This window comes from Acinetobacter lwoffii (assembly GCF_049367455.1).
GTDB classification, from domain to species: domain Bacteria; phylum Pseudomonadota; class Gammaproteobacteria; order Pseudomonadales; family Moraxellaceae; genus Acinetobacter; species Acinetobacter lwoffii_W.
In genome coordinates this window covers 1861303-1880586 of sequence record NZ_JBMPXW010000001.1, presented here as the reverse complement: position 1 = coordinate 1880586, position 19284 = coordinate 1861303, and the positions used below count along the sequence as shown (strand labels likewise).

Annotated in this window: 16 protein-coding genes and 2 pseudogenes; 9 read left to right on the top strand and 9 right to left on the bottom strand. The window is 43.0% G+C overall.

What is annotated here, in order from left to right; translation table 11 throughout:
* Positions 1 to 34 precede the first annotated feature (34 nt).
* From sodC to ACO1B7_RS08855, 4 genes are all read left to right on the top strand, one after another.
* Positions 35 to 577, top strand: a complete 543-nt coding sequence (gene sodC, locus ACO1B7_RS08870; RefSeq protein ID WP_423090083.1) for a superoxide dismutase [Cu-Zn] SodC — start codon at positions 35 to 37, stop codon at positions 575 to 577.
* Positions 578 to 703: 126 nt separating this feature from the next.
* Complete coding sequence (gene yccS / locus ACO1B7_RS08865) at positions 704 to 2887, top strand: YccS family putative transporter (RefSeq protein WP_423090311.1); 2184 nt, start codon at positions 704 to 706, stop codon at positions 2885 to 2887.
* Positions 2888 to 3007: 120 nt separating this feature from the next.
* The gene (locus ACO1B7_RS08860) at positions 3008 to 3304 is read left to right on the top strand and encodes a DUF3817 domain-containing protein (RefSeq protein ID WP_004645001.1); all 297 of its coding nucleotides are present in this window, start codon (positions 3008 to 3010) and stop codon (positions 3302 to 3304) included.
* Positions 3305 to 3542: 238 nt separating this feature from the next.
* Positions 3543 to 4775: a transposase gene (locus ACO1B7_RS08855; protein ID WP_004730312.1), complete on the top strand. Its 1233-nt coding sequence runs from the start codon at positions 3543 to 3545 to the stop codon at positions 4773 to 4775.
* An 87-nt stretch (positions 4776 to 4862) separates the two neighbouring features.
* Here the strand turns inward: ACO1B7_RS08855 and craA are convergent, their stop codons facing one another.
* The 4 genes from craA to ACO1B7_RS08835 form a co-directional block, all read right to left on the bottom strand.
* Positions 4863 to 6092 carry a chloramphenicol efflux MFS transporter CraA gene (gene craA, locus ACO1B7_RS08850; protein WP_423090082.1) on the bottom strand — a complete coding sequence of 410 codons (1230 nt, stop codon included), beginning with the start codon at positions 6090 to 6092 and terminating at the stop codon, positions 4863 to 4865.
* A 268-nt stretch (positions 6093 to 6360) separates the two neighbouring features.
* Positions 6361 to 6945 carry a hypothetical protein gene (locus ACO1B7_RS08845; RefSeq protein ID WP_114541843.1) on the bottom strand — a complete coding sequence of 195 codons (585 nt, stop codon included), beginning with the start codon at positions 6943 to 6945 and terminating at the stop codon, positions 6361 to 6363.
* A gap of 78 nt (positions 6946 to 7023) precedes the next feature.
* Entirely contained in the window at positions 7024 to 7401 is a 378-nt protein-coding gene (locus ACO1B7_RS08840) for a hypothetical protein (RefSeq protein ID WP_423090310.1), read from the bottom strand.
* 141 nt (positions 7402 to 7542) lie between these two features.
* Positions 7543 to 8952, bottom strand: a complete 1410-nt coding sequence (locus tag ACO1B7_RS08835) for an FAD-binding oxidoreductase (protein WP_423090309.1) — start codon at positions 8950 to 8952, stop codon at positions 7543 to 7545.
* A 354-nt stretch (positions 8953 to 9306) separates the two neighbouring features.
* Between ACO1B7_RS08835 and serA the strand changes: the two genes are divergently transcribed.
* The 3 genes from serA to ACO1B7_RS08820 all read left to right on the top strand — a co-directional run bounded on the left by serA (position 9307) and on the right by ACO1B7_RS08820 (position 12665).
* Complete coding sequence (gene serA, locus ACO1B7_RS08830; protein ID WP_423090081.1) at positions 9307 to 10539, top strand: phosphoglycerate dehydrogenase; 1233 nt, start codon at positions 9307 to 9309, stop codon at positions 10537 to 10539.
* Positions 10540 to 10664: 125 nt separating this feature from the next.
* On the top strand, positions 10665 to 11546 hold the full coding sequence (locus ACO1B7_RS08825; RefSeq protein WP_423090080.1) for an EamA family transporter: 882 nt from the start codon (positions 10665 to 10667) through the stop codon (positions 11544 to 11546).
* A 240-nt stretch (positions 11547 to 11786) separates the two neighbouring features.
* Positions 11787 to 12665: an EamA family transporter gene (locus ACO1B7_RS08820; RefSeq protein ID WP_423090079.1), complete on the top strand. Its 879-nt coding sequence runs from the start codon at positions 11787 to 11789 to the stop codon at positions 12663 to 12665.
* 153 nt (positions 12666 to 12818) lie between these two features.
* On the opposite strand, the gene ACO1B7_RS08815 is transcribed toward ACO1B7_RS08820, so the two are convergent.
* The 5 genes and pseudogenes from ACO1B7_RS08815 to truB form a co-directional block, all read right to left on the bottom strand.
* Positions 12819 to 13286, bottom strand: a complete 468-nt coding sequence (locus ACO1B7_RS08815) for a hemerythrin domain-containing protein (protein ID WP_004732380.1) — start codon at positions 13284 to 13286, stop codon at positions 12819 to 12821.
* Positions 13287 to 13420: 134 nt separating this feature from the next.
* Positions 13421 to 13837, bottom strand: a pseudogene (locus ACO1B7_RS08810) (sulfite exporter TauE/SafE family protein); the annotation flags it as partial.
* Positions 13838 to 13898: 61 nt separating this feature from the next.
* The gene (locus ACO1B7_RS08805) at positions 13899 to 15203 is read right to left on the bottom strand and encodes an RNA-guided endonuclease InsQ/TnpB family protein (RefSeq protein WP_423090078.1); all 1305 of its coding nucleotides are present in this window, start codon (positions 15201 to 15203) and stop codon (positions 13899 to 13901) included.
* A gap of 134 nt (positions 15204 to 15337) precedes the next feature.
* Positions 15338 to 15685: pseudogene (locus tag ACO1B7_RS08800) on the bottom strand (TSUP family transporter); the annotation flags it as partial.
* Positions 15686 to 15697: 12 nt separating this feature from the next.
* On the bottom strand, positions 15698 to 16603 hold the full coding sequence (gene truB, locus ACO1B7_RS08795) for a tRNA pseudouridine(55) synthase TruB (protein ID WP_004732391.1): 906 nt from the start codon (positions 16601 to 16603) through the stop codon (positions 15698 to 15700).
* Positions 16604 to 16773: 170 nt separating this feature from the next.
* Here truB and ACO1B7_RS08790 point away from each other — a divergent pair, with 170 nt between their 5' ends.
* On the top strand, positions 16774 to 17802 hold the full coding sequence (locus ACO1B7_RS08790; protein ID WP_423090077.1) for a lipase secretion chaperone: 1029 nt from the start codon (positions 16774 to 16776) through the stop codon (positions 17800 to 17802).
* Between the two features lie 390 nt (positions 17803 to 18192).
* Positions 18193 to 19203 carry an esterase/lipase family protein gene (locus ACO1B7_RS08785; protein WP_423090076.1) on the top strand — a complete coding sequence of 337 codons (1011 nt, stop codon included), beginning with the start codon at positions 18193 to 18195 and terminating at the stop codon, positions 19201 to 19203.
* Positions 19204 to 19284 lie beyond the last annotated feature (81 nt).

Below are 19284 nucleotides of genomic sequence, written 5' to 3'. Positions count from 1 at the left end.
CACAAAACAGAATAAAGATCAGGATGCCAAAATCATGTCTTCATTGTTTAAAATTACGACACTTTGCGCGTTAAGCGCCGCACTTTTTACCGGTTGTGCATCAACCTCCCCATCAAATGAAGTGGTCAGAGCAGTGACTGTGAATGCTGTAAATGCTCAAGGTGTGGGCCAAGAGATTGGGACCGTATTACTCAGTGACAGCCCAGCCGGTCTGGTTATTCGTACCAACCTGAAACAACTTCCTGCAGGTGAACGCGGTTTCCATATTCATGAAAATGGTTCATGCGCGCCTGCCATGAAAGACGGCAAGATGGGCACAGCACTGGCTGCAGGTAGCCATTACAATCCAAATCAGGCACCGCATCACGGTACACCAGTGACAGGTCACTTAGGTGATTTACCCGCATTGAAAGTCAATACAGATGGAACTGCACGTGTTACCCTGCTTGCGCCACGTCTGAAACTGGCTGATGTTCAGGGTCGTGCGATTATGGTCCATGCCGGTGGCGATAACTATTCTGACAACCCATTACCATTGGGCGGCGGCGGTGAACGTATTGCCTGTGGTGTGATCTAAACACCTTCATGCCAATGACTCAATAGAAAAACGGGCACTATGCCCGTTTTTTATAGACATTTCCTTTATTTTGGCGTCTAAATTGCATTCAGAACTTTGCGTTTTTACTTCCCGGATCCTGTCCTTGTGAATGCTGCCCGACCTGCGACTGCTACTTTTGTTAAAATTATAAAACCTGTCCTGCTGCCCTTTCAGTCCAGTGCGCTGATGACTTATTGCCTGCAAATCTTGCTAGTGTTTTTAGGTACCACTTTCGGTCTGAAATTTCTGGGTTATGAGTTCTTGATCGTTCCAGTAACTTTAGGGGCAATTGCCACGGCACTGACTGATTTTGATGACCGGCTAAGCCTGCGTTTGCGCAACCTGTTACTGGTCATCATTCTGTTTTTTAGTGTCAGCAGCATTCTGGAATTTCTTGCTCCACATAAATTCTGGTTTGCACTGTGGCTATCCCTGTCGAGTGCGCTGTTTATTCTAATGGGTGCCTTAGGCCAGCGTTATGCCACAATTTCATTTGGCACCATTTTACTGTCAATCTATACCATGTTCGGCCTGGGCGAATATCAGCACTGGTATGAACAGCCACTTTATTTTGTCATTGGGGCGCTATGGTACGGCCTGACGTCTATTCTATTTTTTCTGCTGCGTCCTACCTTGCAGGTTCAGGAAAATCTCGCACAAAGCTTGCAGCACATGTCGGATTTACTGCTGAGTAAAGCCAAACTGTTTGATCCGGACCAGCACCCGAATGTTGAAAACCTGCTCTATGAGTTGTCACTTAAAAATACGTTAGTCATTCAGAGTTTTAACCGTAGCAAAGATTCGCTCTTGACCCGACTCAAAGCTTCGCGTGCCAATCGTAATACCATTTACTGGCTGAATCTGTATTTTCTGATGCAGGATATTCATGAACAGGCCACCGCGAATTATCTGCATTATGAACAGATCGAACAGCATTTTAGCCGCACTGACCTGATTTTCCGGATTCAAAAAAATATCCGCCTGCAAGCCCTTGCCTGTCAGCATCTGGCAGCCTGTGTGCTGCGCAATGAAAAATTTTATCTGTCTACAGATGATGAATTGGCATTAAAACATTTACAGAAATCGATGCAGGACTGGATTACCCAACATCCACAGAATATTGAAGTTAAAAATTTACAGCTTATTCTGGCCAATCTGCTGAGTGTACATGAGCAGTTACAACACCTGCATGATCAACAGGCACTGTATAAGCCACGCTATCAGCAGCATTTTGATGACCTGAGTCTGTTTGATGATGATATTCGCGATAGTACAGATCTCTGGCTGAAACTCAAACCGCACTTAAGTCCGCAATCGGCACTCTTTCGGCATGCGGTGCGGATTGCCATTGTATTTCTAGTCGGCTATGCCATTTCATTATTACCCTTTGCGAAAAATGGCTACTGGATTTTACTGACCAGCCTGTTTGTCTGTCAGATCAGTTATTTTGCCACCAAAAGCCGGCTCAAATTGCGGACTCTGGGAACATTATTGGGGGTCATGCTAGGTGTTCCCATTCTGTATTTTGTGCCAAGTGTCGAAGGTCAGTTACTCCTGACAGTAATTTTTGGTGTCGGTTTCTTCTATCTACGTTCCAAAAAATATGCCATGGCCACCCTCATGGCGACCTTGATGGTACTCCTGATTTTTAACCTGAAAGGTGCCGGTTATGCGATCATTTTGCCACGTATTATTGATACCCTGTTGGGCTGTCTGATTGCCTGGATGGCAGTAAGCTGGATCTGGCCTGACTGGAATTTTCGTAATATTTCCAGCAATATTAAAAAATCATCGCTTGCTACGCTGGACTATTTTGCTGCAGTGGTCGAGCAATATCAAAACGGTAAAGATAACAGTATTGCTTACCGAACTGCACGACGTCTGGCCCACAATGCACAGATTGATTTATCCAGCATGATTTCAAGCCTGAGCACCGAACCGAATCCAGATCCGCAACTGGTTAAAAGTGCCTTTCGCTATCTGGTCTATAGTCATAGCCAACTCAGTTATATTGCAGCATTGGGGAGTCACCGTGAGCAGGTTACCGATGCACAAATTCTGGATTTAATGCGCTGGTGTCAGCAGACCTTAACTGGGGTATTGCTGCAACAACAGCCTTTAGATACCTACGACATCGATCATAAACTGGCAGAAATTCAATGCTTAAGTATCCAGAAAAACCAGTCAGCACATCTGTTTTTGGTGCTGAAACAGATTAGTTTATTGCTGGAAACCTTACCGGAATTACTAAAATTACGTCATGAATTACTAGGTGCCGAGATTAAATAACCAACTGCCTTAATTGGTTATAACTTATTAAAAATATTGAATATATTTTTATTATTAAGATTCAATATTCAGGTGATATTCGGTACACTCAAAACCAATTCGGTTAAATCAATATGTATTATGAACATCAAAACTTTGCGTCTGGTCGGTTTGCTTGAAGGGATTTCATTCCTGCTGCTGTTATTTATCGCGATGCCAGTGAAATATATGATGGATAATCCGATTCTGGTCAAATATGTCGGTATGGGTCATGGGGTACTGTTTGTGCTGTTTCTGGTGGTGTTATTCGCAGTATGTGAAAAACAGAAATGGTCTCTCAGCATGTTTGTGATGGGTTTAATCGCTTCGATTCTGCCTTTCGGTCCATTCCTGTTTGATATGAAATTAAAGAAGCTGGAACAGCCCGCTGAAGCTTAATTGTAGAATCCTAATATAATTAGATCAGTCAAAAGAAAATTTTCTCTCCCTTTGGGAGAGAGTTAGAGAGAGGGAACTTATTAAATACTTAACCTCACCCTAGCCCTCTCCTAAAAGGCATAGGTATCTACACAATTCCTGAACTTTGCGTTAAATTGAAGAGCATGCTCTTCAATTTAACATCTCTGGCCTGGATCAGCGTCTTGTCAAGCGCTATAACAGCCTTGTAAAGCTCAATATGAACCCTCTTGCTTCACTTGCTCCGGCAATCAAAGACCTGGCTTCTGCCCAAAAGTCGAGTTTCGCAACCACACAAGCGGTCTGGCGATTCCTGAATAATGACAAAATCTCTTTTAGTCAGTTAAACCAGCCAATTGAACATCTTGCATGTGAACAGATCAAGGCATCACCGCATCAATATGCATTGATTGTTCATGACTGGTCTCAGCTACAGTATGTGAAACACCATCATAAAATTCAGCGCCTGCAAAGAACCCATCAATATGATTCAGGCTATGAATTGCAAAGCAGTCTGCTGGTTGATGCAGCCTCGGGACTACCTATTGCGCCACTGGCGCAGACACTATCAGATGCCTCAGGCTGCTATTCCACATTCAGTCAACACTCTGCTGGGCGCAAATCTCATCTAGATTCACTTACCGAACAAATCAAAGTGATTGAACAATATCCCATTGAGAAAACATGTGTTCATATCATTGATCGTGAAGGTGACTCCATTGCCCACCTAAGGGAAATGAGCAGCCAGGGTTTTAAATGGCTGATTCGGGCGAAAGAAGGCCATCGAATTGAGCATCAGGGCAAAACATGCAAAGTTGCAGAAGCCGCAGAACGAGTAGAAACGCAGCAGGTCCAGCCGATTGCCTATAAAGGAAACCGGCATATGTTGCATGTGGGAGAAACTGCTATCCGGATAACACGTGCAGCAAAACCGAAGAGAAATGACGATTCAGGCCAACGGGTTGCTCCCCAGCCAGGGAGTGCGATTGAAGCCAGATTAATTGTTGCCGTAGTGAAAGATGATCAGGATAAGACCGTCGCAAGATGGTCACTAATCAGCAATGTTCCATCAGAGATTACTACGGTAGAGATGACGACCTGGTATTACTGGCGCTGGACAATTGAATGCTATTTCAAGCTGCTCAAGCAGGCAGGTCATGATATTGAAGCATGGCTTCAGACCAGACCTGAAGCCATTTTAAGGCGGTTACTGATTAGCTGTATGGCTTGTGTTTTAACTTGGCGAATCCAGCGTTCTGAAGATGAACACCATCAGAAAATTCGTGTATTTCTCACCCGTCTTTCAGGTCGGCAGCAGAAAAGAGGTAGGTTGGAAAGTGCACCTGCCTTATTGGCAGGGCTTTCGATTTTACTGAACACTCTTCAACTGCTCTCGGAATATTCAATAGATGAACTCAATGAGATAGCCACAATGGCATTAGGTATCTCATAGATGTGTAGATACCTATGCCTAAAAGGAGAGGGAAATTCAATACTGAACATATGATTTCAATAATTTATAAGTTCCCTCGATAAGGAATCAAAACTCCCCACGCTCCTGTCTTTCCAGCATTAACTGTTTGAGCTGCATGCGCGGCAAAGTAAACCAGAGTGCAATCAGAATCAAAGAGGCAGCACAGTAGGCCCAGATATCGTAGGCTTCATACGCCATCCTTACTGCTTCAATTACCACAAAAAAGCTGAGCATCAGGATAATAGAAACCGTCGCGGCCACCGTGCCTTTGGACACTTCAGAAGACATCAGTGCAAAACGGTACAGTACCGAAAAACTTACACCCTCACCGAGACTGATACAGGTGGTACCGATAATCAGGCAATGGACAAAATACTCTGGAATCAATAAGCCCAACATCAATAAACCTGCACCTAACAGCATCAATGGCAGACCCAATAATACGGTTTTGCCCAGCGGTATTTTATCGATAATTTTCAGCAGAATCAGATTACCTGCAATCAGACCGCCCAAGACCGGAAACTGCGCCAGACCATATTGCACACTACTGAATCCAAATTGCTCGACCAGAATCACTGGTGACAATGCAATCCATAACATCAAAGGCAGACTCACCAAAGGCAAGGCTACAGTCATAATCACAAAGCGCTTATTTTTTACAACCTGTTTAAAGTCATCCAGAATATAGCTGACCGGCTGTCTGGGAATACTGACTTTCAGATTTGGCATTTTGGCTTTTAGGCCGAACCAGCTCAGAAATGACAGAAATGCAATGCCGATAAAACCCCAATGCCAGGAGATATGATCAATCATAAAGGCACCCAGCACTGGTCCTAGCAAGGGTGCCAGCAAAGACACATTGGCCATCAGTGCCATGACTTTGATGGCATCACGTTCTTCAAAGCTTTCCTGAATGGCGGCATAACCTACAGCAGTAATAAAGGACAGGCCAAAGCCCTGTAAAAAGCGCAGGAATAAGAAACTTTCGATATTGGGTGTCAATAAAATGGCCAGACAACTGAGGGTAAAAAATGCCACACCGCCGAGCAGTACCGTTTTACGTCCGAGACGATCGGACAATGGCCCCAAGATCGCTGCGACAAATGCCCCGCCCAACAGGAAAAAGGACATGGAGGATGGTGCCCATGAACTACTCACGCCAAAATCACGGGTAATCGCCAGCATGGCCGGTTGAATCAGGTCATTACAGATATAGACTGAGAATTCAAATAGGACCAGTGCCAGCGGGAACATGAGTGTGGCACGGGTCAGTTTTTGGGTTTGGATTTTTTGCATGGGAGTTTTTATTGTCAGTCTGCCCGTTTTAACAGACTGAACTTTGTCTAAAATAGAAAGAAGAAATTTTAGCAGAGTCCTGTTTTTAAGTCCGTTCTCTTTTTTAATGACCTAATCAAAATATTATTTTTTTTTGCTTTTAGCGACTTGAAACCAAATTATCTAATTCATAAAAATTATTGAAAAGCCGTGAAATGAAAAGTACTTATAATCATTACAAATCAAGGGAGGATACATTATTCATCTATATTCTAATAATTTATAAAAATCAAATAGACTCTACTGAATTCCACTCTTGAAACCATTTTTCTTTTCTAACATTTTCAAAATGAAGAATTTGTTCTACCAAGTCTATAATTAGTTGATCAATATCTTTTGCTATTGAATATCCTAGCGTTATTTTTGAAATACTCCCACTTTTTAATTGGTCACTACAGTCTAATCTAGAGGAATGATAGTTAGCCCTATCCATGATAAATTGATCAATATAATTAACATGTCCTTCTGTTGAAAAATGATCTTGAGGAAAAAATCTTACTAAGCTTAGCCAACAGAATCTTAAAAACCAGATTAAGTCTTCATTACCTTTCATCATATTAAGAGTGATTCCGCTATCCCAATTGATATGACAGTTTAAATACACTTCTCTTTTCAAATTAGGTAAAGAAAAAATAAAATTTTGATCTGCCTCTAGTTCACTATCTTTCTCACGATACAATAATTTTTCTCGTAGGATTTTTTCTGATTTTCTTTTATCGTAGTTGGTATAAAACCTATTTAGATAGAATAATAAGAGTGAAGCTAAAAATCCTCCAATTACGCCAATTGTAGCGGCTAATATATTTGAGTCCATTAACTCACCCTTCCCAAAACAAAAAAGCGCATCCTTAGATACGCTTTTAACCAAAAACTGCCTAAAGATCAAACACTATTATGGACAGACCGCTTTCTGGAAAGTCTTGGTATTTGAACTTCTTGCACAACGATACAACTTCTCGGTGTTTTCCAGCATCCAGCTGTTATCTTCCCGTTTAAAATAATAAATGGTCTGTACCGAACGTACCGAATCATCCATTAAACCGGTTTCAGTGACTTTGACCTGTCCAATCGTGGGCGACTCTACCTTGTCAAAGAACTGCCGTAATTCAACCGTTGCCAGTTCCTTGCGTAAATCCGGTCTTAATTGTAAAACCTGTTCCAAAGGCGTATCCGAAGACGACTGTACCTTTGCAATGACCTGTTGAGCAGTTGCACAGCCTGAACCCAATATACCAAAAGCGAGAGTTGCGACTGCCAATATCCGGAACATATTATTTAACCCTTTATCGTCATTCTTATTCCAACCCATCATGCCGAGCTTCTTACTACAAAACCATTTAGACTCTGTAACTGTATTTACACAGCAATAAAAAAGCGCACCTTTCGATGCGCTTTTTTCAATTCCGACCGATTAAAGATCGAAAAGTTTACCCGGGTTCATGATGCCATTTGGATCGAACACTTTTTTCAGGGCTTTCATATATTCAATTTCTTCCGCCGAACGCGAATATTCAAGATATGGCTTCTTGGTCATGCCCACACCATGTTCCGCAGAAATTGAACCGTCATATTTTTTCACGGTATCAAAGACATACTTGTTCACCACCTGACATTTGGCAAAGAATTCGTCTTTGCTTAAGTTGTCAGGTTTCAGGATATTCAAATGCAGGTTACCGTCACCGATATGACCGAACCAGCAGATTTCAAAGTCTGGGTAATTCGTTGAAACAATCGCATCAATTTCTTTAATGAATGCAGGAACGTGCGTGATCAGAACTGAGATGTCATTTTTATATGGAATAAATGGCGCGATAGATTCAGAAATATCTTCACGTAAACGCCATAAACTTTCTACCTGATCCAGGCTTTGGCTCATTACGCCGTCCAGTACCCAACCTTGTTCCATGCAATGCTCGAAGATTTCCATCGCCTTGTCCATAATCGGCTCAAACGGCGCTTCAAACTCAAGCAATACATAGAATGGGCATTCAGTTTCAAATGGACGTTGCACGTGACCATGGGCCAAGACTTTCTGCATCGCCAGTTCACCAAAGAACTCAAATGCAGTCAGGTCAATTTTCGCCTGGAAGGCATGCAATAACGGCATGATCGCATCAAAGTCAGGTACACCCAGTACCATCACTTGCAGGTCTTGCGGTTGACGTTCAAGCTTGATTTCTGCTTCCGTCACCAGACCCAGCGTGCCTTCACCACCAATAAATAAATGTTGTAGCGCATAACCGGTTGCATTCTTGATCATACCTTTGTTCAGACGCAATACATCGCCCTTACCCGTCACAACGGTCAGGCCAAGTACCCAGTTACGGGTCATGCCGTATTTAATCACTTTGATGCCGCCAGCATTGGTGCCGATGTTACCGCCAATTTGCGATGAACCTGCCGAAGCAAAGTCAACTGGGTAATACATGCCCTGCTCTTCAGCATAGTTCTGTAACTGTTCAGTCACCACACCTGCCTGTACGCGCACCATACGATCTGCCGGGAAAAACTCCAGAATCTGGTTCATCTTGTCCATGCTGACCACGATCTCGCCATTGGCTGCGACTGCACCTGCAGAAAGACCGGTACGACCACCCGATGGAGTCACTGCAACATTAAATTGGTTCGCCAGTTTTACGATGTCTTGAACTTGCTCAGTTGACGACGGAAAAACGACGACTGACGGGTTTGGATCAAAGTGCTTCGTATGATCGCGACCCCAATTCTGGAGGCTGTCCGTATCGGTTTTAATACGGTTTTCACCCACAATTGCAGTCAATTGGGTCAATAACTCAGGGGTTAAAGCGACTGGAGCATTCATCGTTTGCAGACCTAGCATGATTTAAACAAGAGAGACTTCGCTGGTTCATTTGCACATTTTTTATGCATAAAAACATGGATACAAATCAGGCGAAACATGGTTAGTAAAGCACCGGATCACGCTGCTTTAAAAGCATGGCGCAATATTATAAGCTATTTTTTGGTGTTTCCCGCGAAAAATGACAATTTTGATAATATACCTTTGAAAATGCAGATTTAAATCAAACACCATGATCATTATTATCAATATATCTTGCCAGAATAGCTGATGTGAGCGTCATTAAGGAAATGTATAAGTGCGCTTTTCCTGTGCTATTATACCGCGACTAAATTTGGCCTTTGTAGCGGAGCCGTAATGAGCCAACATCTATCTCTACCTAAAGATAAAATCCGTTTCTTGTTGTTAGAAGGCGTTCACCAGAATGCAATCGACACTCTAAATGCTGCTGGATATACCAACATCGATTATCGTAAGACTGCCCTTGAGGGTGAAGCGTTGAAAGAAGCGATTAAAGATGCTCACTTCATCGGTATTCGTTCCCGTACTCAATTGACTGAAGAAGTCTTTGAAGCTGCGAACAAACTGATTGCTGTCGGTTGTTTCTGTATTGGTACCAACCAGGTGAACCTGGACGCTGCAATGTGTCGCGGTATTCCAGTCTTTAACGCACCTTACTCAAATACGCGTTCAGTCGCTGAACTTGTACTTGCTGAAGCAATTCTTCTCCTTCGCCGTGTACCTGAAAAATCAGCAGATACACACACAGGCGGCTGGAACAAATCTGCAGTTGGTTCGTTCGAAACACGTGGTAAAACTTTAGGTATCGTAGGTTACGGTTCAATTGGTTCACAACTTTCTGTACTTGCTGAAAGCATGGGTATGAAAGTGATCTATTTCGATACAGTGACTAAATTGCCTTTAGGTAATGCACGTCAAGTCGGTAGCTTGGGCGAACTTTTGGCAAATGCCGATGTGGTTTCTCTACACGTTCCTGATGTTCCGTCTACACGTAACTTCATGGCCAAAGATCAGTTCGCACAAATGAAAGAAGGTTCGATCTTCATTAACGCGGCACGTGGTACCTGTGTCGTGATCGAAGATCTGGCAGATGCGATCAAATCTGGTCATATTGCTGGTGCTGCGGTAGATGTATTCCCGAAAGAGCCTAAAGCGAACGGTGAAGAATTTGTTTCTCCACTACGTAACCTGCCAAATGTGATCCTGACTCCACACGTGGGCGGTTCTACCATGGAAGCACAAGCAAACATCGGTCTAGAAGTAGCTGAGAAATTCGTGGCTTATTCTGACAAAGGTATGACTTTATCTGCGGTGAACTTCCCAGAAATCGCATTGCCGTTGACTGAAGGCAAACACCGTTTACTGCACATCCACCAAAATATTCCGGGCGTGTTGTCTAAAATCAACAACCTGTTTGCTGAACAAGGCATCAACATCTCTGGTCAGTCACTGATGACTAAAGGTGATGTCGGTTACCTAGTGATGGATGTCGATGCTGCTGCATCTCATGAAGCACTTGATATGCTTTCTAATGTTGAAGGTACAATCCGCGCACGCGTATTGTTCTAATTCAAGATTTCAAAAAAACCACAGCTCTCGGGCTGTGGTTTTTTGTTTTTAAGGTTTGTATTTTTAATACCTTTTTCAGCTTATGCTGCTCTTCCGCTATTCGAGAAATCGAAACCTATTTAGTCATGCTGAATTTTAAAATTGCACCAATGGTGCAAGCGCCGCTGATTCTGTTGATCGCCATGATCAGTATGCAAAGCAGTGGCTCCTTTGCCAAATATCTGTTCGGTCAGTTTCCCATCCTGACCGTTTCAGCCATGCGTCTGCTGTTAGGCGCTGTGATTTTGGCACTGATTTTTAAAATTTGGCAAATCCATTTCAGACAGATCAAGTGGCCAGCCATTATCAGTTACGGCCTTGCTCTGGCCGGCATGAACCTCTTGTTTTACCTGTCGATTAATCGCCTGGCACTGGGGATTGCTGTCTCTTTTGAATTCATTGGCCCCTTAAGTGTCGCCCTGTTTTATGCACGGCAAAAATTTGACTTTGTCTGGGTCGGACTGGCGATTTTAGGGCTGGTTCTGCTGTTCCCTTTTGATCAAGCTGCCCAGCCACTTGATCCAATCGGGATTGCATTCGCCTTGGGTGCCGGTGCCTGCTGGGCTTTATATATGGTTGCCGGCCAAAGACCTTCAGGCGTTTCTGGCAATCATACTGTCTGCCTAGGCATGTTTGTCGGCATGCTGGTTTTGATGCCGATTGCGCTCTTTGCAGGCATGCCGGCACATACTTTTGAACCGATGAGTTTGTTGTATTTTGTAGCTTTGGCTGTGTTAGCCAGTGCACTGCCTTTCACTCTAGAAATGATAGCTCTACGCAATTTAACTGCTTTAAGTTTCGGTACCTTGATGAGTCTGGAACCCGCCATTGCAGCACTCTCAGGCTTATTGTTTCTGGGTGAAACCTTGTTGTGGACACAGTGGCTGGCATTGGCCACGATTATCAGTGCTTCGGTAGGTTGTACGGTGACCAGTCAAAGAAGAAAAAATACAGTTGAGCACTTTTAAATTTAAAATTCGTTATAAGAAATACTACTCACTTTGAATTTAAAAAAATATTAGCTGGAAAAGCCTACTCAAAGTCGATAAATTCAGTCTAATACTCTTCTAAGATCAAAATTTTCTCTTTTTAAAAGTAACTTTAAATTTAAAATTATTTCCACCCCTACTCATTAAAAATTAACCGTTTTGCTATAATCCCGCTTTCTTCCATGTCCTGATTACACCTTTCTGGTGTAAGTAACTCCCATGCCAAACGCCCAACTCCTTGCTGTGTTGTACATGGTTTTATCCATGATGTCGTACCAGATCAGTGCATCCTTCGCCAAGCAACTTTTTCTGGTCCTTGACCCTATCACAGTGACCATTTTAAGACTCTGTTTTGCAGCGATCATTGTCGGCGTGATGTTTCGTTCCTGGAAAATCATTCAGCGTTTGCCTTTTTTGAAATGGCGGGATTTACTCTGCTATAGCGCCGCTTTAGGCGTAATGAATATCCTGTTCTACATGTCGCTGTGCAAACTCCCCCAAGGGATTGCGGTAGGGCTGGAATTTATTGGTCCGATCGGCCTGGCTCTTATTTCGATTCAAAACCGCAAAGATTATGTCTGGGTAATGCTGGCAATTCTGGGTATTGTACTGATGGTGCCATGGGGACAGGCCAATAGTAGTAATTTCGACCTGCTCGGCGCCGCCTGTGCTTTAGGTGCGGGTTTATGCTGGGCACTGTATATTTTCTTTGGGCAACGTGTGGTTCAGCAAAATATCGGTATGCATGCACTGACTATTGCGATTAGCATTTCAGCCCTGTGTCTGCTTCCGATTGGGCTCTATAACAATGCGCCCGCATTGATTGATACGCAACATTGGGGTAAAGCCGTTGTCATTGCGGTTCTGGCCACAGCGATTCCCTATGCGCTGGACTTAAAAGCTTTGCAGCATTTAAACAAGACCAGCTATGGCACCCTCTCCAGCCTGTCACCAGCTTTGGCAGCACTGACCGGTTTTATGCTATTGGGGGAGAAAATTACGTATCTTCAGACGGTAGCATTAGTCTGTATCATGCTGGCCTCTGTCGGTGTGACCGTACGTGCCGCCCGTCAAGGATCGGCAGAAAAGAATGCCTAAAAGGCTTATTGGAATTTGAATAACTAATTAAATATCCTATCCATTCTGTGTTTTTACTTGCTTTGAAAGCAAAATATAGAAGGTAGGTAAATTGGCATAAAAAAGATGGCACTACAGCCATCTTTTTTTATTTATTCGACTTGAATTTAAAGCTTAGCTTTGTACCAGCATATCTTTTTTCATGTCTTTATAATGCTGGTATTCATTCTTGTACTGCACTGCTAAAGCGGTCTTTTGCTCTTCTCCCAGAATTTTACCAGCTTGCTGAAAGAAACCATGTTCCTCTTCTTTTAAGTGATGATGCACCTTTTCGGAAAGTTTTTTGGCCATGGCAATCCAGCCCGGATTACTCAATTCAGTTGCAGTTAATTCCTCAATCATTTCGTCCATTTCATGATGTTCGGCCAAGGCATGGCGGGTAATATTCAGGCCTGAATCGGTCATCATCAAGGGGATATAAAAATAACGGTCTTCCGCAGCCTCATGGGCAAATAATTCATTTTTGAGTTGCTTGAACAGCTCGCGGCGTTCTGCTGTATCCCCGGAAGTCTGTAATAGTTTTTCTGCAAGATCACGCTGAATCTCATGACTCTCTCTTAATGCTTCAAAAATAGTCGTCATTCCGATATTTCTCCGATTGTTTTATTTTTAATATCATTGATTCTAGAAGATTTTCAGAACAGGTTCAGACACAGTTTATAAAGTGATTTGTTAAGAAACTTTAATATCGAGAATGATTTACATCGGGTTTATATCTAAAAAAACATCTGGTATGCCATCCGGCAAATCAGCAGACTGACCAGAATCAGGAATAAAATCCGGATAAAGCCACTGCCATATTTAAATGCCAAACGCACCCCGACCAAGGAACCACAAATATTGGCTACCGCCATCATTGTCCCGACCATAAACAGCACATTGCCACTAGGAATAAAAAAGCTTAAGGCGGCCAGGTTGGTAGTGAAATTGGCAATTTTCGATAAGGCCGATGCATGCAGGAAGTCGACGCTCAAATAGCGAATAAAAAAGAAAATAAAGAAACTACCGGTGCCCGGACCAAAGATACCATCATAAAAGCCTATCGCCAGACTGCCCAAAGCGGCCAGAATCAGCATTTTCCGATTCAGTTTTTGTTCGGTATGCACCTGGCCGAACTGTTTTTTCATCAAGGTTTGACATACTCCCCTCACTTTCATTTTACCTCAAGTGGGGGGATTCTAAAAGCAAAAGCTCTTAGGTGACTTCCTCACGGATTTCACTTGCTTTCTGCTTCACAGGGCGACCTTTACCGCATCGACCCTCCACAGACAAAACGGCATGTCCTGCCGCTAAAATGTTGCGAGAAGCGTTAATATCCGCATTCTCGCTAAAACCACATTCAACACACTCAAATTTAGATTGAGTTTGTCTATTCTCTTTCGCTACATGACCGCATGAGCTACAAGTTTGACTTGTATATCTAGGGTCAACTTTACCGAGTAAACCACCTCGCCATTGCTGTTTGTACACCAACATATTAACAAGCATTGACCAACCTTGATCAAGAATTGATTTATTTAAGCCGGACTTGGCTTTCACATTCTTTCCTTTTTTCTCGATTGAGCCTTTCGCTGACTTCAACATATTGGCTACTTTTAAGTCCTCAACTACGATCATTGCGTGGTTTTTGCTGAGCGTTGTGGTGACTTTGTGCAAGTAGTCATGCCGAATATTGGCAATATGATGGTGTAATGTATTGATCTTGAGATTCAGCTTTTTCCAATTTTGACTGAACTTGTTTTTCTTTCTCAGCTTGCGCTGAAGCCTAGCCAACTTTACTTGATTGGCCTTGAAACTATTGATCGGGTCGAATACTTGACCACTAGATGTTGTAATTAATTTTTTAACACCTAGATCAACACCAATGGCTGATTTGGATGGGTGAATCGGTGCATCTATTGTGCTTTCAACACCGAAAGAGATATACCACTTTCCAACATGCTTTGAGATTGTGACATTCTTGATTTCACCAAGAATCTCTTGTGATTTTCTGAATTTCACAACGCCAATGTCATTAGGCAACTTAACCTGATTACCTTTAACCCAACAATATCTGCCAAATTGAACAATGCGAATTGAATCATAACCATCAGATTTCTTTTTAAATCGTGGCATGAGTGGTCTAAGCTGAATTTCACTGCCATCGGTCAACTTAAAGAATCTTGGTTTTTTAGGCTTAAATGGTTTTTGCTTTAACTTAGCTTGTTCTTTTTTATCAAAAAATTTAGCCCAAGCATCACCAAGATCACGGACTTTTTGTTGGAGTGAAACACCATTAGAGCTTTTTTCTAAAAAAGCACATTCAGGTTTTTTGCGTAATTCAGGAATTTTATTGACTAAATTAACTTTGTTGATTCGCTCATTTTTAGCAAGCATCTCAAATGATACAGCTAAAATTTGATTCCAAACAAAACGTGCAGAGCCAAGCAACTTGTTTAAAACAAGCTCTTGTTCCGCATTAGGCTCAAGCCTAAATTTGTACGCTTTGTTGATCTTCATTTCGCCTTAAATCTATTTAGATACAGAAACTTAATGTAAATTATTCTATCATATTGCACTAAAAAAACACCAAAAAAAAGTCGTGAAATTCACCTCCACCCTAATGTTGGGTGGAGTCCTCTTTCACACTAAAGATAGATGGCGATCACGATCAACATGACCAGCACAAAAGGCTTAAGAATCTCGACTGGAATTAGCGTAACGCTGGCTGCACCAATAAAAGAGCTGACAAAACTACACAGTGCAATCACGCCCAAGAGCAGCCAAGGCCGTTTCACCTGACACAGATAGGAAAATGCCGCAGAAGCGGTGCCACAAATGGAAGCGAATTTATTGGTACCAAAGACCGTAGCAGGCTGTAGATGCGGTAAACTCCCCATAATTGCCGGAATCTGGATCAGACCACCACCGCCTACGGCAGCATCAATCGCCCCTGCAAAAAATGCAAAGACAACCAGACTGATGATGATCTCAATTTCCATATATTGACTCGATTAGAGGTTCAGGACGCGTTTGGGCACCAGACGTTTTTTGTCGGTGATTTCTGCCAGCCCCAGACATTTCTCACCATCAAAAACCAGCACCTGTTCAGCTGCTTCATGTTCGATATTGCTTTCCATGCCGCGGCTAAAATATTCTGCACGACTTTCGGGTACCTGCACTTTTGGAAAATGATCAACCGGTGCATAGGCCGGCAATAACAGTTCATCACGCTCTGCTTCGCTCAGGCTTTCCAGATATTCAATGGTATAACTTGGAATCAAATCAAAATGGCCGGTTTTGATGCGGTGCAGATAAGTCAGATGGCCATAAGTTCCCAGCGCTTTGGCAATATCTTCACCTAAAACCCGGATATAAGTGCCTTTAGAACAGGTAATATCCAGCGTGATACTGTTCTCCGTAAAGGACAAAAACTCAATCGCTAAAATCGTAATTGGACGCGCTTCACGTTCAATCTCGATACCTTTGCGCGCCAGTTCGTATAAAGGACGGCCTTCTTTTTTCAAGGCAGAATACATCGGCGGCACTTGCTGGATATCCCCGATAAACTGTGCCAATGTGTCCTGAATCAAGGCTTCCGAGAGTTCAGGAACCGCTTTTTCCAGAAGCACCTCACCTTCGACATCGCCCGTGGTGGTACTATGCCCCAAAAATACGGTCGTCTGATAACGCTTGACCGAATCTAATAAATAATGCGAAAACTTGGTCGCCTCCCCCAAACACACGGGCAATAAACCGGATGCCAGCGGATCCAGCGCACCGGTATGGCCGGCTTTTTGTGCACGGTACAACCAGCGGACTCTTTGCAATGCGGCATTAGAGCTGATACCCAAAGGCTTATTAAGCAGGAAGACACCACTAAGATGACGACGCTGAATTTTAGGAGATGATGCTTTCATGGCAAAAAATCAGACATTTTATAAATTGGCGCCATGGTAAAACCCTGCGAGATGATTTACAACTTTTCTATAGTCTCTAATGATTTTTATGGCATATTGAGCCGGCTTTAATATCTAAAAGCTTGAACATCTAAAAATAATGAAACAACGAGAAAATAGGTGCATAGGATATGCAGAAATATAAAATATGGATCATTCTGGCGTTGCTGGTGCTGTGCATTCTCACGCTGATCTTATGGCTGTCTCCAAAAGAAAATAACCAGGCGGATACCGGGACAAAAACACCTTTTACTGAAACTCAGGCAGAGCAAACCGCACTCTTGGTCAATGGCCCTGCCAATGCAGCCTTCCCCAGTGCCAGCCAGCAAGATACCGAAATTAATTGTCAGATGCAGTTAGATGCCAGCAACCGTCTGATCGTGAATGAACAGACCCGCAACTGTTTTGAATATTTTATTACTCAGTTTGGCGAAAAAAATCTGCAGCAGATCCAGCAGGATTTTAAAGCCTATATTCGCCAGAATCATAAAGAACCAGCACTCTCGCAAATTCTGGATTTATGGGATCGTTATATCCAGTATCGTCAGGGTTTGGGCCAGCTCACTGCACCGACTGGGCTGAATCAGGAAGATCCTGCCTATTATCGTAGCATCTATAACAGTACCCAGAATTTGCGCCAGCAGTACTTTTCCAAGTATGAAATTGAAGGCTTGTTTGGCACAGAAGATGCCTATCATGAATATACCCTGGACCGGATGAGCGTATTGGCAGACAAAAGCTTGACTGAGACTGAAAAAGCCCAAAAGCTCAAAGCACTGTTTCAACAGCTCCCACAGGACTGGCAGGAAAATCTGGAACAACTGAATAAACTGGAAGATCTGCGCAAACTAACCTCTAATATTAAGGCTCGTGGCGGTTCCAGCGATGAAATCCGGCAGATGCGGATAAATCTGGTCGGCCCTGAAGCAACACAACGACTAGAGCAACTGGATGTACAACGCAGCGACTGGAAAAACCGGGTGACGGGCTATTTAGATGAACGCGATCAGATTACTCAGTCCGGCATGTCCGATACAGCAAAAAAGCAAGCCATTGCCCAGCTGCGTAGCAAGCATTTCAATACACCGCAAGAACAGCTACGGGCAGAAACCTTTGAACAGGTCCATGATCAGGGGGCCAAGTTACCCTTCGCGGATTAAATCCAAAAGCCATCACCTGTTGATGGCTTTTTTATGACCTCAATATTTAAGACTTAATTGTTGTGCTAAAAACAACTCCTAAGAGTTGTTTCTAAATATTTCTTATTTACACAAAATAACCCGCACGAGCTTTTTGTATTTCAGCCACTTGTAATTTAAATACATGTGTAAATAAAACATATGCTTACAATTTAAAAACCTCCTGTCCTGCATGTCCTGAAATGACATGGTTTAAACGCTTTGAAATGAAAAAATACCCCTTTTAAAAAAGAAAATTTGCTCAGCCACTGAAGGTCGGAACTGTATTTTCATCCTCTGATTTTGTGGCTTGCAGCACTTTATACAAAGCAATGATTGCTTGAATAACGATAAAATTTAAAAGGGACAGTTATGCGTACTTTTAGTAAGACAGCACAGTTTATGACTGTAGCTTTAATAACAACGCTGGGATTAAGCTTTTCTGCACAGACTCAGGCCGCAGCGAGTGCAACACAAGTCACCGAAAAGAGCAGATCCGACTATGCCAAGACCAAATATCCGATCCTGATGGTGCATGGCTGGTTAGGCTGGTCACGTATTGGCACCGATAGTATCGGGCTGGATTACTGGTATCAGATTCTGCCAGATATGGCACGTAATGGCTCAACCGTGTTTGCGGCACAATTATCGCCGGCAAATACTACGATGCATCGCGGGGAACAACTGATCCATCAGGTTGAAGAGGTTCTGGCAATTACCGGCAAGCAAAAACTGAACTTGATTGGCCATTCCCATGGCGGACCAACAGTGCTGTATGTTGCAGCGACCCAGCCGCAGTATATTGCGTCTATCACTGGCGTTGCAGGAACCTACCATGGCTCCAAAGTGGCAGATGATATTCAGAATAATCGCCTGACCCGTACCGCCTTTAATATTTTAGGTGATTATATTATTGGTCCATTGATTGCACTGGGCCAGTTTAAACCTGAACTGGAAATTGATTTTGATGCTTCCATGAAATCCCTGACCCAGACCGGCTCAAATACTTTTAATGCCACCGTGGCGCAGCAGGTGGTCAAAGATGGTGTATTGGCCTCCACAGAAAACTGCAATAAAAATTTAAAGCAGAAAGACAGTAAAGGAATCCATTATTATTCATGGACAGGTGTAGCCCAAGCCACCAATGCCCTGGATATTGATACGATTCTGATGCAGCTCGGCCCCTTATCTTATGGCAGTAAAGACAATGATGGCATGGTGTCACGCTGTAGTGCGTTCATGGGCAAGGTCATTCATGACCAGTACAAACTCAATCATACTGACCTGGCCAACATGATGTTTGGTCTGAAGGGTTTGTTTGCACCCGATCCAGTCGCACTGTATCGCCAACATGCCAACCGGCTCAAACTGCAAGGCTTATAAATCACTCATCTTTATGAATAGATCATCTCTATTAATTAAAAAAACTTAGGAAACTGAGTCTCTGCTACAGAGGGGAACTTT

What these genes read in the sequence shown, in the direction of transcription:
- sodC (WP_423090083.1), top strand. Translation starts at nt 35, where the DNA reads ATGTCTTCATTGTTTAAAATTACGACACTTTGCGCGTTAAGCGCCGCA.
- ACO1B7_RS08860 (WP_004645001.1), top strand. Translation starts at nt 3,008, where the DNA reads ATGAACATCAAAACTTTGCGTCTGGTCGGTTTGCTTGAAGGGATTTCA.
- ACO1B7_RS08855 (WP_004730312.1), top strand. Translation starts at nt 3,543, where the DNA reads ATGAACCCTCTTGCTTCACTTGCTCCGGCAATCAAAGACCTGGCTTCT.
- craA (WP_423090082.1), bottom strand. Translation starts at nt 6,092, where the DNA reads ATGCAAAAAATCCAAACCCAAAAACTGACCCGTGCCACACTCATGTTC.
- ACO1B7_RS08845 (WP_114541843.1), bottom strand. Translation starts at nt 6,945, where the DNA reads ATGGACTCAAATATATTAGCCGCTACAATTGGCGTAATTGGAGGATTT.
- ACO1B7_RS08840 (WP_423090310.1), bottom strand. Translation starts at nt 7,401, where the DNA reads ATGTTCCGGATATTGGCAGTCGCAACTCTCGCTTTTGGTATATTGGGT.
- ACO1B7_RS08835 (WP_423090309.1), bottom strand. Translation starts at nt 8,952, where the DNA reads ATGAATGCTCCAGTCGCTTTAACCCCTGAGTTATTGACCCAATTGACT.
- serA (WP_423090081.1), top strand. Translation starts at nt 9,307, where the DNA reads ATGAGCCAACATCTATCTCTACCTAAAGATAAAATCCGTTTCTTGTTG.
- ACO1B7_RS08825 (WP_423090080.1), top strand. Translation starts at nt 10,665, where the DNA reads ATGCTGAATTTTAAAATTGCACCAATGGTGCAAGCGCCGCTGATTCTG.
- ACO1B7_RS08820 (WP_423090079.1), top strand. Translation starts at nt 11,787, where the DNA reads ATGCCAAACGCCCAACTCCTTGCTGTGTTGTACATGGTTTTATCCATG.
- ACO1B7_RS08815 (WP_004732380.1), bottom strand. Translation starts at nt 13,286, where the DNA reads ATGACGACTATTTTTGAAGCATTAAGAGAGAGTCATGAGATTCAGCGT.
- ACO1B7_RS08805 (WP_423090078.1), bottom strand. Translation starts at nt 15,203, where the DNA reads ATGAAGATCAACAAAGCGTACAAATTTAGGCTTGAGCCTAATGCGGAA.
- truB (WP_004732391.1), bottom strand. Translation starts at nt 16,603, where the DNA reads ATGAAAGCATCATCTCCTAAAATTCAGCGTCGTCATCTTAGTGGTGTC.
- ACO1B7_RS08790 (WP_423090077.1), top strand. Translation starts at nt 16,774, where the DNA reads ATGCAGAAATATAAAATATGGATCATTCTGGCGTTGCTGGTGCTGTGC.
- ACO1B7_RS08785 (WP_423090076.1), top strand. Translation starts at nt 18,193, where the DNA reads ATGCGTACTTTTAGTAAGACAGCACAGTTTATGACTGTAGCTTTAATA.